At 24.9% G+C, this 13888-nt stretch carries 13 protein-coding genes; 10 read left to right on the top strand and 3 right to left on the bottom strand.

Annotation, left to right across the window (positions count from 1 at the left end):
• Window positions 1-34: 34 nt before the first annotated feature.
• From HCG70_RS10805 to HCG70_RS10780, 6 genes are all read left to right on the top strand, one after another.
• Window positions 35-1033 (top strand): 2-hydroxyacid dehydrogenase, encoded by a 999-nt coding sequence (locus tag HCG70_RS10805; protein WP_042400226.1) that lies wholly within the window; start codon window positions 35-37, stop codon window positions 1031-1033.
• Window positions 1034-1133: 100 nt separating this feature from the next.
• Window positions 1134-2684 carry an ATP-binding protein gene (locus tag HCG70_RS10800; RefSeq protein ID WP_055276192.1) on the top strand — a complete coding sequence of 517 codons (1551 nt, stop codon included), beginning with the start codon at window positions 1134-1136 and terminating at the stop codon, window positions 2682-2684.
• Window positions 2685-2686: 2 nt separating this feature from the next.
• Window positions 2687-3358: a response regulator gene (locus HCG70_RS17675; RefSeq protein ID WP_242833261.1), complete on the top strand. Its 672-nt coding sequence runs from the start codon at window positions 2687-2689 to the stop codon at window positions 3356-3358.
• A gap of 68 nt (window positions 3359-3426) precedes the next feature.
• Window positions 3427-3600: a DUF3796 domain-containing protein gene (locus tag HCG70_RS10790; RefSeq protein WP_144266752.1), complete on the top strand. Its 174-nt coding sequence runs from the start codon at window positions 3427-3429 to the stop codon at window positions 3598-3600.
• Window positions 3601-3831: 231 nt separating this feature from the next.
• On the top strand, window positions 3832-5919 hold the full coding sequence (locus tag HCG70_RS10785; RefSeq protein ID WP_221697718.1) for a diguanylate cyclase: 2088 nt from the start codon (window positions 3832-3834) through the stop codon (window positions 5917-5919).
• 161 nt (window positions 5920-6080) lie between these two features.
• Window positions 6081-6908, top strand: a complete 828-nt coding sequence (locus tag HCG70_RS10780; protein WP_078061362.1) for an alpha/beta hydrolase — start codon at window positions 6081-6083, stop codon at window positions 6906-6908.
• 66 nt (window positions 6909-6974) lie between these two features.
• Here the strand turns inward: HCG70_RS10780 and HCG70_RS10775 are convergent, their stop codons facing one another.
• Complete coding sequence (locus HCG70_RS10775) at window positions 6975-8489, bottom strand: bifunctional UDP-sugar hydrolase/5'-nucleotidase (protein WP_042400231.1); 1515 nt, start codon at window positions 8487-8489, stop codon at window positions 6975-6977.
• Window positions 8490-8665: 176 nt separating this feature from the next.
• Here HCG70_RS10775 and trxA point away from each other — a divergent pair, with 176 nt between their 5' ends.
• Both trxA and HCG70_RS10765 read left to right on the top strand, forming a co-directional pair.
• On the top strand, window positions 8666-8971 hold the full coding sequence (gene trxA / locus HCG70_RS10770) for a thioredoxin (protein WP_042400232.1): 306 nt from the start codon (window positions 8666-8668) through the stop codon (window positions 8969-8971).
• A 77-nt stretch (window positions 8972-9048) separates the two neighbouring features.
• A complete protein-coding gene (locus HCG70_RS10765; protein ID WP_042400236.1) occupies window positions 9049-9453 on the top strand; it encodes a hypothetical protein in 405 nt (134 codons plus the stop codon).
• Window positions 9454-9504: 51 nt separating this feature from the next.
• On the opposite strand, the gene HCG70_RS10760 is transcribed toward HCG70_RS10765, so the two are convergent.
• Window positions 9505-9738 carry a hypothetical protein gene (locus HCG70_RS10760; protein ID WP_042400237.1) on the bottom strand — a complete coding sequence of 78 codons (234 nt, stop codon included), beginning with the start codon at window positions 9736-9738 and terminating at the stop codon, window positions 9505-9507.
• Window positions 9739-10451: 713 nt separating this feature from the next.
• Here HCG70_RS10760 and HCG70_RS10755 point away from each other — a divergent pair.
• Window positions 10452-11120, top strand: coding sequence for a response regulator transcription factor (locus HCG70_RS10755; RefSeq protein ID WP_055276197.1), 669 nt, complete (start codon window positions 10452-10454; stop codon window positions 11118-11120).
• Window positions 11110-12630, top strand: a complete 1521-nt coding sequence (locus HCG70_RS10750) for a cell wall metabolism sensor histidine kinase WalK (protein ID WP_070098829.1) — start codon at window positions 11110-11112, stop codon at window positions 12628-12630. Before HCG70_RS10755 ends, HCG70_RS10750 begins: the two co-directional genes overlap by 11 nt.
• 96 nt (window positions 12631-12726) lie before the next feature.
• Here the strand turns inward: HCG70_RS10750 and HCG70_RS10745 are convergent, their stop codons facing one another.
• Window positions 12727-13872: a DEAD/DEAH box helicase gene (locus HCG70_RS10745; protein WP_154820806.1), complete on the bottom strand. Its 1146-nt coding sequence runs from the start codon at window positions 13870-13872 to the stop codon at window positions 12727-12729.
• Window positions 13873-13888: the final 16 nt, after the last annotated feature.

Genomic DNA, 13888 nt, shown 5'->3' with positions numbered 1-13888 from the left:
TATTATTTAGTGTTATTTAGAGGAGATAAAAATTATGATAAAATTAGTTTGTTATGGTGTTAGAGAAACAGAAGTTAAATATTTTGAAGAAATAAATAAAAAATTTGGATATGATATTAAGTTAGTAACTTTAGGTCTTAATCACGAAAATGTAAAAGAAGCAATTGGAGCAGAAGCAGTAATGGTTAGAGGAAACTGTAAAGCTGATAGACAAAACTTAGAACTATTAAAAGCTAATGGATTAAAATATCTTTTAACTAGAACAGTTGGATTTGATCACGTTGATTTACAAGCAGTTAAAGATTTAGATTTAAAATGTGCTAGAGTTCCAGGATATTCTCCAAATGCAATAGGTGAATTAGCACTTTCTTTATCAATGATGTTATTAAGACACACTGCTTATACTGTAAATAGAACAAGAGAAAAGAATTTTGTTGTTGACCCATTTATGTTCAGCAAAGAAGTAAGAAATTGTACAGTTGCAGTTTTAGGTGCAGGTAAAATTGGATTAACTACAGCTAAGTTATTCAAAGGACTAGGGGCTAGAGTAATAGCTTATGATGTATTCCAAAGTGATGCAGCTAAAGAAATAGTTGAATTTATGGAATTAGATGAAGTATTAGCACAAGCAGATATAATATCAGTACATATGCCATATATAAAAGATGTAAATTATCATATGATAAACGATGAATTTATATCAAAAATGAAAGATGGAGCTATATTAGTTAATACTGCTAGAGGTGAAGTTCAAGATATTGAAGCTATAATAAGAGGTATCGAAAGTGGTAAATTAGGTGGATTTGGTACTGATGTTTTAGAAGGGGAATCTGTAACATTCTTTAAAGATTTAAGAGAAAAAGAATTGGAAAATGATTTACATCAAAGATTAGTAGATCTTTATCCAAGAGTATTAGTAACTCCTCATATAGGATCTTACACAGATGAAGCATTAATAAACATGATAGAGTTTTCTTATGAAAATTTAAGAGATTTCTTAAATGAAGGAACTTGCAAGAACAGTATAGCATAGTTAATATTAAATTTAATATTATATAGGGGTGTTTAATAAACACCCCATTTTTATGTATTAAAATACTTTATAAAGAAAAAAACAATATTGGTGATATAATATGAAGATGAAGTTTAAAAATAAAATAATTCTTTGGGCTGTTACAATCACATTTATTCCATTACTGTTATCTTATATTATTTTTATAACAGCAAAGATATCAGATACAGAGGATAGTATAAAAGTAACCTTGAAGAATGTAGGGAATGTTATAAGTCAAAGTGATTTAGTTAGAGAAAAGCTTTACAAAAGAGAAAGTGATAAAAGTATTCAAGAATATACAAAAGAATTTATAGAAAGTTTTAATGATGTTGATATTATAGTTGTTGGGGATATGACAGGTGAGAAATATTCACATTTAGATGAATCACAAATAGGAGAAATATATGTAAATGAAGATAATAAAGATGTTCTTCAAAAAGGAATAAGTTATTATTCAATAATGGAAGGTTCAATGGGAACAACATTGAGGTGGTTCGAACCAATATTTTATAATAATAAACAAGTTGGGTTTATTATGGTAGGTAAATATGAAAAAGATATTACTGTAATTAATTCAAAGACTAAAACTACATATACCTTATTGTTTCTTTTTTCTATAATATTATCAATAATAGGTGCAAAAATATTAGCAGATAACTTAAAAAAATTAATATTGGATATGGAACCAGTTGAAATTGCAACTTTATATAGAGAGAAAAATATAATTATAGATAGTGTTAAAGATGGAATAATATCATTAAATAAAAATAAAGAAATTATAGAAATAAACAAAAGTTGTTATGAGTTGTTTGAAAATTTTAAAGCAGAAGACATACTAGATAAGCTTAATGTTTACATAGATAATAGAGAAGAATTTGAAATGAAGGAATTTATAATTCAAGGTAAAAAAATATTTGTAACAATTAAAAATATTAAATTAGGTGATAATTGTCTTAGAACAATAATTACTTTAGTTGATAAAAATCCTATTAATAAAATAGCAAAAGAGATAACTGGTGTAGATGAAATAATTAAAAATTTAAGAGCAAATGTTCATGAATTTAAAAATAGTTTATATGTAATTTTAGGGTTGCTTGAAATAAAGGCTTATGATGATGCAAAAAAATATATTTTAAAAACACAAGAGATTCATGAAGAAGTAATAAGTAAGTTTGTTAGTATTGAAGATAAATATGTTAGAGGATTATTAATTAGTAGGGAGTCAGTTGCTAAAGAAAGAAAAATAGAGTTTTTATTAACAGAAGAATCGTTTTTAGAAGAAGAACATGGAATTATAGATTCAAATGATATAGTAACAATACTAGGAAATTTAATTGAAAATGCATTTGAAGCATGTGCTTTATGTGGTGATATAAAAAAGAAGGTTGAGGTATCATTATATGAAGATGATTTAGTAATAGAAATGCAAGTAAGAGATAATGGAAAAAGTATTGATAATAAAATAAGAGATATAATGTTTACGGAAGGTATATCATCAAAAGGAGAAGATAGAGGAACAGGCTTATACTTAGTTAAAAATAGAGTTGAAATTTATAATGGAAGTATAGATATTGAAGAGTTTGATGATGAAAAAATATTTGTTGTAACAATTTTAAAAGGTGGTATATAAAAGTGAATGTATTAATAGTTGAAGATGATCCAATGGTGGCTTTAATAAATAAGCGATACTTAGAGCAAATTACAGATATAAAAACATTTGGTCCGGTAATGTATGAAAATGATATTATTAAAAGTTTAAAAGAAAATGATATTGATTTGATATTAATGGACGTATTTTTACCAGAAAAAAGTGGAATAGATATTTTAAAGGCTATTAGAGAAAAAAACTTTTTTACAGATGTAATAATGATAACAGCTGCAAATAGTACAAATGAAATAAAAAGAGCATTTGCATATGGAGTAGTAGATTATTTAGTTAAACCATTTGAATTTGAGAGATTTAAGGAAGCTATAAATAAATATAAAGCTAGAAAGAAAGTATTGCTTAATGAAGAGGTAGTGAGCCAAAGTGATATAGATAGCTTGATAATGAATAATTCATCAGAAAATGAAGTTAAGTTACCTAAAGGATTAAATGCAAGAACATTAGATAGAATAATAGATTTTTTAAATGAAAAATCTAATGAGGTTTGGACATTAAGGGAAATTGCATATGAGATAAAAATTAGTAATGTAACTATTAAAAAATATATGGACTATTTAGAAAGTATAGGGAAAGTTGATTTAGAAATGAATTTTGGAAATGTGGGTAGACCAGAATATAAGTATTTTGTAAAAAAATAACTCATAAATGCTAAATATATCCGTGATTATATGGTATAATTTAAATAAATTATATTAGGGGGTATAGCATGAGTTACGAAAAATATAAATATTTAGGATTTTTGGGGCTATTATCTTTAATAGGTCTTAAAGGATTTGTAACACATAATTATTTATGGTTCATTTTATTTATAAATTATTTATGGTTTACATTTTTTTATGATAATAGTATAGTGTATAAATTACAATTTAATAAAAAATAGTATCAAATGAAAACAACAACTATTGATTAAATACAATAATTGTTGTTTTTTTATATTTAATGTTTTTATTTAAGTATTGTTTGAAATACAAATAATTAATTTAGTATTAGTAAAATATTTTTTTAATAATCCATTTATAGTATAATTAGAAGATGAATAACTAATTGGAGTAAATAAATATTATTATAAACTTACAAGAAATCAATAACTAGTAAGGGAGTATTAACGTATATGATTACTGATAATAGGGTATCTAAGGAAGAGTTTGAAAGGTTAAGAAATGATCAGAGTTATGTAAAAGTTATAATTAATAAGATAAACTTTTTTAATAATAAAGTAGCTAAAGAGGTATTAAATGAATTAATTATATTTTCTAAAAAAAACAATCTTGAAGATGTTTATTCATGGACTTTATATAAATTAGGAAAAATATATGTTGTAGAAGATTTATATCAAAATGCTGATGAGTTATTTAATGAAGCATATGAAATTTTTGCGAAGAATAATAATATAAATGGAATGATATCGGTAATTACTGGATTCATAGGTAGTAAGTGTATGCAACATAAATATGCAGAGGCAATACAATGGGGAGTTAAGGCAATGGAATTAGCTGAAGAAGCTAATAATATTGAATTATTAATTACCATTAAAGGTAATTTAGCAGGTGTATATATTGTAATAGAAGAATACGAAAAAGCAATTGAAATTTTAGAGCAAATAGAGCAGCTTCCATGGATTGGAACTGATATAAATAAAGTAGCCATATATTTAAATAGAGCAATTTGTGAGCAAAGTATCAATAATTTAGACAACGCCTTATACTATATTGATCATATTGAAAAATTAGCATTACAACATCCTCATTATAGTTTAAATTGGCTATTAGAAAAAGCTAAGATTTACATAAAGAAGGGTTTAACTAAAAAAGCTGAAGAAATGTTATTAGAGGTTAGCAAAAAACGTCAAGAGATTGAAGATGTTGAGTTTGATAGTGAATCATTAATTTATTTAAGCAAAATAGATGTAATTAATGAAAAATATCAATCAGCAATAGAAAGATTAAATAACATTGAAAAAAAGGTATTAGAAGATAGAGAATTAACTAATATTAAAATTATGTATAATATTTATAATTTAGCTTATAAAGGATTAAAAGAATATGAAAAAGCATATTGCTATTTAGAAAAGTGGATTGAAATTGAAAAGCAATTAAGGAAAATTCAAGAAAAAGCAATTTTTACTGTTTTAGATGAACAGAAAAAAAATATGCTAGATAAAAATTATAAAATGTTATATGAACAAAATCAGCTTATTTATAAAATAGGACAAAATATAATATCAAATCTTAATAAAAAAGATATATTTAAGGTTATTGCCGAGGAAATAAAAAATATTTTAAATTATGATATTATTCAAATTATAGTTTATAATGAAGAAACAAAAACATATCAATATCAATTAGTAATAGAAGAAGATGAAATAATTAACCTTAATAGTGTTGATATATGTGATGGTGGATTTGCAAGTTATAGTATTAAACGTAAAGAAGATATACTTATTAATGATGTAGAAAATCAATATTATAGATATATAGATGATCATGACAAATATCTTAAAGAAAAATTTAATTGGAGAGCTGAAAAATTTACAAAATCATTGATGTTTGTTCCAATGATAATAAAAGATAAAGTTGTTGGTGATTTATGTATTCAAAAGTATGAAAAAAATGAATTTGATTTAAGTGACTTAAGTACTTTTAAAATATTATCTACATATATTGCAATAGCTTTAGATAATTCTTCTTTATATAAGAAAGTTCATTATAATGCAAATTATGATTCACTAACAGGTATTTATAATAGACGTAAGATTATAGAAAATATAAATAAGTTAAAAGAAAGATCAGATTATGAATGTGAAAATTATTACATTGCTATGATGGATATTGATAATTTTAAAAAGATAAATGATGTTTATGGACATATCATAGGAGATAAAGTTTTAGTTGAGAGTGCAAGTTTAATAAGAAATCTAATTGGACCTGAAGATATTGTTGGAAGATATGGAGGGGAAGAGTTTATTATTATTCTTAAAAATAGAAACAATAATTTCAAAGATACTCTAGAAAGGGTTAGAAGAGGAATAGAGCAGTTGAGTATTGAAATTAATAATGATGAATACATTAATATAACTGTTAGTATTGGGGTTGCAAAGTTTGATGTTAAAAACATGACTTTAGAAGAAAATATAGCGCTAGCAGATAAGTCTTTATATAAAGCAAAAAATTTAGGGAAAAATATAGTTGTTTATTGGTAATACATAAAAAAGGAATAGTGATTATACTATTCCTTTTTATTATATTATTGAAGAGGTAAGTAGATAAATAAAGGTATTTTATCACTAATATAGAATGTTGTATATGTAAATTATTACTAGTAGAATAATATAGAGAAATTATATTTTTAAGGAGAAGAGAAATGATATATGAGAAGTTAAGAATAAAGGATATTAGTAGAAAATTAAAAAATAGTGAAGCTATTATAAGTGCATATATACCTGAAAATAGTGAAGAAATAAATATAAATAAAAAAAGGGAAACAATTATAATTTGTCCTGGTGGGGGATATGAATTTACTTCAGATAGAGAAGCAGAGCCAATTGCATTAAAATTTGTAGCACAAGGCTTCAATGCTGTAGTAATAAGATATAGTATAGCACCAGTAAGATATCCTACTGCATTATTAGAATTAGCAGAAACAGTTAGATATGTGCGTGAAAAAGAAAAAGAGTGGAATGTAGATACTGAAAAAGTTATAGTTTGTGGTTTTTCGGCAGGAGGACATTTAGCAGGTAGTTTAGGAGTATTGTGGAATAATGAAATTATTGAAAAATATTTAGATATAAAAAATGAAGAGGTTAAACCTAATGCAATGATCTTATGTTATCCAGTTATATCAAGTGGTGAATTTGCTCATAAGGGTTCATTTGATAGTTTATTAGGGGAAAAAGAAGCTGAAATAAGTAGAGAAAACCTTTCTTTAGAGAAGTTAGTATCTATTGAAACTCCAAAAACATTCTTATGGCATACATTTGATGATGGAACAGTTCCAGTTCAAAACTCATTATTATTTTCAAATGCTTTAGCATCTAATAAAGTTCAATTTGAACTTCATATTTATCCAAGTGGAGTACATGGGTTAGGTCTTTGTGAAGAAATTACAGCTATGAATGGTAGAAGTGAACATATAAATAGTCATATAGCAAGTTGGTTTAATTTGGCATGTCAATGGATTAAAACATTATAAGAATATAATAAAAACTACTACAGATATATATGTAGTAGTTTTTATTGTATTTAAGAAAATTTATTATTAGTATTTAACAGTGATATATTTAGTAGTATCAACAGTTACATTAGGATTATTTTTAAAGTAATTAATAATAATTTCAGGCATTTCAAGCACTATTTCTTTCACTACTTTACATTTGTCGTAGCACTCATATCCACCAGCACCACTTGCTCTATAGTTATTCATAACTAAAGTTAATTTTTTAGTATAGTTAAGTTCTTCACCTTTATATTTTATAGAAACAACTCTATTTCCAACTTCTTTATTTAAATCGAAAGTATATTCAATATTAGCAAAATAGTCATAATTATAATGTTCTAGTTTTGGTTTTAAGAAACTTTGTGATATTGAAATGTTGCCATTATCATTGTTAAAATAGCTTGCACTTCTTTCAAGTGCTAATTTTAATATTTCTCTATTAACCTCTAAAACAACTAATGTGTTAGGGTATGGGTAAGTAGATAAAATGTTTCTAACTGATATATTTTTATTAAATCCATGTATAACATTGGCAAAAGCAGTACAAGAAATATCAGCATCACTTGTTTCTAGTTGAATTTGATTTATAAAGTTAGCTAAATGTGAACCATTTAATGCCATTTCAAGGCGATCACCAGGTTGAAGTTCTGTACTTAAAAAACCAACAGGTGTATCTAACCATTCTTGAACCTTATTTTCTAAAGGTAAGAATTTATTAAACATTTCTTTATTTGGGTTAAGCTTAATTTCCTCTAATGAAGATGTAATATTTATTGAACCATTATCATCAATTGTAAGATTAAGTTTTACAAACTTGCTTCCATTGTGAGGAGTTTGGACTATATGAGTACCAAAAATAGTTTTGTTACTTATTGGAATATGTTGATGACCTGTAAGTAAAATATCAAAATCAAATTCTTTACAAAGTTTAAATGCAATATTTTCTTTAGTAGTGCTTAATAACTCATGAGATTCTAAATCATTTTCAAAGCCACCATGGTAAACACCAATAATTAAATCACACTTAGTTTTTACTTCATCAAAGTATTTTGCTACAGCATCAAAGGTATCTGTAATATTAATATTTTCAATGTTTTCTGGACGTTCCCATCTATTTATAAAATCTGTAGTAATTCCTAAAATTCCAACTTCTAAACCATTTGCCATAGTTTTTATTTGATAAGGTTGGATAGGTAGTTCGCCAGTATTATCTATAACATTTGCACAAACGCATTTTGCATTTAAATTATCTAAATATTTTTTTAAATATTTTTTACCATAATTAAAATCATGATTTCCTAAAGTTACAAAGTCATATTGTCCTTCATTAAAAATTGTTGCAATAGGATGTACATCAAAATCAGTATTGCTTAAATAGTTAGTGAATGGAGAACCTTGAATAGTATCGCCACCATCAATTATTAAAGTATTGTCATCTTTTTCGAAAGAATTAATTATGTTTAATATTCCAATATTTTTTTCGGTTGTATTTACATAATCCGTTGGATAAACATATCCGTGAAGGTCAGATGTAAAATAAATTTTTAAATCTTTCATTAATAAGCACCTCTTCTTTAGTAAGTATATAATTATTATGATTATAGCATATTTTTATATTTTAGATAGTAGCTTTAAATTATAAAAGAATTAGTATATTAAAATTAACATTATTTAGTGACTTGAATATAATTAATTAAGGACAAATAATGAAATAGCAATAGGGGCGAGTTTAAATGAAGGTTATAAATGAAGCAGAGTTTGCAAATGAGGTTAAAGATGGACTAGTATTAGTAGATTTTTATGCAGATTGGTGTGGACCATGTAAAATGCTTTCACCATTATTAGAAGAAATTAATAGTGAAGATGAAAATATAAAGATTGTAAAGGTTAATGTGGATAATTCACAGTTTTTAGCTAATTATTTTGATATTAAGTCAATTCCAACATTAGTATTATTAAAAGATGGACAATTTATACATCGATTAACAGGTTTTAGACCTAAAAGTGTTATTAAAAAATTAATATCACAAGGGAAATAAATAATAAATTAGATAATTCCTAAAAGTTATCTTTTACTATTATATAGAAAGTATAATTCAAGAGGAGTATATTTAGTATGGAAATAACTGATTTTTTGACGCAGAATTTCCTTTCATCTTTTACAGGAACATTAGTAGCAGTTGAATTAATAGTATTTACCACAAAAGATTTTCCATTAATAAAAAAGATGCCTACTAAGCTGTATACATTTATATTAGCAGTAGCTCATTTAGTAATTGTAAAAACAACTACAGGAAGTATAGAAATGAGTGTTGAATGTTATTATAGGCTATTTATAAATGCATTGGTAGTAGTGTTAATATTATGTGGTGGATATGATACAATTATGGAAAAGTTTAAGTCTATAAAAGATATTACAGGTAATTTAATAAGTGAAGCTAATGATAATGAGAAAAACAAAAGTAATACAAGCAATGAAGAACAAAAACAGATAGAAGATAAAAATGAAGCGAATAAATGATAAGTAAAAGGTGCTTAAGTAAGTTATGTAAGCACCTTTTATTATATCTAATTATGAGTGTTTTTTTATTGCTTTTTTATTTTTACCAAGAAATGAGCCTAGGCCTAATCCTAAAAATAAAAATATTATAGGACATAATGCAATCCAGAACATGTTATCTGTTATGAAAAATATAATACTACCTATTAATACTCCTAATATTAAACCTATGATAGTACCCCAGTATAAAAATTTATCTGCTCTCTTTTGAGCTGGGCTAATTTTAACCTTCTTTTTATTACTCATTTTATAATCACCTCATAAAATTAAAATATTTATATTAAGTGAAACTCACTATTCACTTTCGTTCATAGAAATAAGTTAATTTACTTAAAACAAAATTTGGAAATTAACTTATAGGAAAATTATATAATAAAGATAATTATATTAACAGAGAATTTTATTATGTATAAGCTACTTTTATTATTTTGTAATAAAGCTAATTATAATTATAATAAATTGCTTTTGAAATTTGAGCTATTTTTTCCTCAGCGTCAGTAAGTTCATTAGTATAAATAACTAAAATATAAGGGGTATCACTAAGGATTATTCCAACATCATGAATAGCTAACAAGACATTCAGAAGGTATTAAAAATGAGTATGAGTTACTTTTAGTTAAATTTTCTGACGTAGACAAGGCAAAGGTAGTTTCTTCATTATCAAAATCAGTAAAATCAAATTCTATTGTAATAATGCTTAAAAAACATAAAGAAGATAATAATATGCTTAATAATATAAATTTATATTTAAATATGAAAAATGTTTTTTTAGGTTTTCTTTTGTGAAACATAAATAGATATCTCCTTAATTGCTATTATATATATTTATATTAAATCTCGAACCTTAAAATAACCTGAAATATATGGATTAATAATTGAAATTTGAATGAATTTAAGAAGATTTTAAGGGTAGTATGCTAAAATTATAAAGAATAAGTGAAAAAGATATGGAGGAAAATATGAGTTATAAAATATTAGTTGTAGAAGACGATAATCAAATACAGGAATTAATAGTAGAGTTTTTATCTTCACAAGATTATGATGTTGATGTAGCAAATGATGGTGTTGAAGGTTATGAAAAGTTCAAAGAAAATAAATATGATTTAGTAATTTTAGATGTGATGATGCCAAGACTTGATGGGCATGCATTATGTAAAATGATAAGAAATTTAGATAAAGAAGTATCAATAATTTTTTTAACAGCATTAGGGGATGAAGAAAGTGAGATAAAAGGATTTGATTTAAAAGCTGATGATTATATTAGCAAGCCTTTTTCATTTAATATATTGATTAAAAGAGTAGAAGCTGTTTTACGAAGAAAACAAAAAGAAGAAAAAGAGGATACAATATTAGAGTTCGAGGGATTAAAATTAGATTTACAAACTTTTAAATCTTATATTGATAATGAAGAAATTGAACTTACTTTAAAGGAGTTTAATATATTAAAGCTAATGATAAATAGTTATCCGACGGTAGTTTCAAGAGAAAAATTAATTGAAAAAATATGGGGTTATGAATATTTTGGTGATACTAGAGTTATTGATGCTCACATGAAAAATATTAGAAAGAAAATAAAGAAGGATTATATAAAAACTATCAAGGGTGTAGGATATGTTCTTGAAAAGTAAATGGAGAAATTTAAGCATAAAGAAAAAGATATTTTTATGGAGTAGTCTTATTATAATAATTTCATTTACTTTACTATACATATGTATGTATTTTTTTATGCCGAGAGTTTATGAGGTTTATAAAGTAAATAATATAAATGAAAAAATAAGAGAACTAAAATCTCAATTAGAAAAAGATGAAAATATAGATATTAATGAGCTTCTTGATGAGTTTTCTTATAAAAATAATTTGGATATTTTGCTTGTAAGTAAAGATGAGAATAATTTAATAAATAAAATTATTTATTCATCATTTAGAGAAGGAGCAAATGAACCCAATAAAATTCCATTTTTATATAGTCATGTACAATATGAACGATTTAAAAGTTTTCAGAAATATAGTAATGATATTAATTTGGGTGGTAGTATTGCAACAGATAAATTTGTGTATGGATTAATTAGTAAGAATGAAAGTTTGAATATTGATGAGATTGTTTATGTTAAAAGTTTAAATAATGCATATCATATGATTGTACATTTCCCAGTTAGTCCAGAAAATGAAGCAAGTGATAGTATTGCGCTATTTTTACCATTTGCTATTTTTGCAATAGTGATCATAGCATTTACTATTTCAAGTTTTTATTCAATATTAATAAGTAGACCTTTGATAAAGATTAATAAAGTTGCTAAAAAAATGGCTAATTTAGATTTTGATAATATTATAGAAGTTAATGGTGAGGATGAAATAGGAGAACTTTCAAATAGTTTAAATTTAATGAATAAGAATTTAAAAGAATCCTTTGAAGAGTTAGAAAGAATGAACTCTAAGCTTACTGAGGAAATTGAGATAGAAAGAAAACTAGAAAAAGAAAGAAGAGAATTCGTTGCTACTATTTCTCATGAGTTAAAATCGCCTATAACTATAATAAGTGGGCAATTAGAAGGAATGCTTTATAATATTGGAAAATATAAAGATAGAGATAAATATTTAAAAGAATCATATGAAGTTACACAAAAAATGAGTGAATTAGTTCAAGAAATTTTACATTTAAGTGAAAGGGAAAATGGTGAATTTAAATATAACTTTTCAAATGTTAATTTAAGTAATGTTATCAAAAGTATATTAAGAGAGTTAAGATATTTTATTGATGAAAAGAAATTAAACTTGATTACTAAAATAGATGAAGACATTTTTATAATTGCTGATGAAAAGCTTATTAAAAAGGTAATAATGAATATTATTAAAAATGCAATAATATACTCCCCAACCAATGAATGTATAAAAATAAATTTATCTAAAGAGGAACTAAGTGTTGAAAATACAGGTGTTTCAATACCAAAGAATCAAATTAATGAAATTTTTAATGCATTTTATAGAGTTGATAAATCTAGAAATAGAAAAACTGGTGGAACTGGATTAGGGCTTTATATAGTAAAAACTATTTTAGATAAACATGAAAATATTGATTATACTATAGAAAGTGGAGAAAATTCAGTAATTTTTAAAATGAAATTTATTTACAAGGAATAAAAATTAAAAAAATAGATATTATATTAAACAAAATATAATATCTATTTTTTTATGATTAAAGAAAGTAATATTAATTACAGTAAAAATAAATTTGTATTATTTTACAGGAATTAAGTTACCACCATATAGTCTCATTTCTTTAAATTTTATTTTAAAGGCTTTTTGGTAAGCTTTGATAGCTTCTAAGTCACGTCTAGTACCAATACATACTGAATTTCCTGAAAGTGTACCACGTGCAGTTCTTCCAGCTCTATGTAAATATTCATCTGGATTTGCAGGGAAATCCATGCTTATAATATGAGTAACCTCTGGAATATCAAGACCACGAGCTGATACATCAGATGAAACTAAAACATTGAATTTACCATTTCTAAAAGCTTCGATAGATCTTTGTCTTTCTTCTTTAGAAGCATTTCCATAAATTCCAGTAGATTTAACCTTATGATAATCTAATTTTTCATTTATATTTTGAAGTTCAGTACTATTATTTACAAATACTATAGCTCTTTCTGGGTTTTCAGCAGCTAAGAATTTTCTTAGTGTTTCAAATCTATCCCTAAATTCACAAGCTATATACATATGTGAAATATTAGGATTTAATACAGAAGTTCCTGCTGATTTAACAATCTCAACATCCTTAACTAGTGATTTAGCTATATCTAAAGATGTAGGATTTATGCTTGCAGAGAAGAACATAAGTTGTCTATCTCTCATAGTAGCTTTAATAATATCTTTAATTATTGTAGATTTATTTTTGGCTAAAAGACTGTCAGCTTCATCCATAACTATAGTTTTAATAGTATGTGCAGTTATTTTTTTCTTTTTAATTAAGTCTAAGACTCTTCCTGCAGAACCTACTATTATATGTGGCTTTACTTCTTTAAGTTTTTTTATTTGTTTTTCAATATTTGATTCACCCATTATTGTTAATGAAGTTATATTCATATTGGAGTTTTTTGCAAGTAATTTAATTTGTGCATCTATTTGCATAACTAATTCATGAGTAGGAGCTAAAACTATAGCTTGCATTTCTTTTTTATCAGCATTTATTTTTTGAAAAATAGGGCATAAATAAGCTAATGTCTTACCACTTCCAGTATGAGATTCTGCTATTATATCTATATTTTCTAAAGCTTTTGGAATAGTAAGCTTTTGAACCTCTGTAGGTGAAGTTATCCCTTGAAGCTTTAATCCTTCTATTATGTTTGTATTTAAATTAAGTTCATTAAATGACATATTCATTTTATTCTCCTCGGTT

The sequence above is a fragment of the Clostridium sp. K04 genome, from assembly GCF_019734375.1.
GTDB lineage: Bacteria > Bacillota > Clostridia > Clostridiales > Clostridiaceae > Clostridium > Clostridium saudiense.
This window is presented reverse-complemented; position numbering and strand designations above follow the sequence as displayed.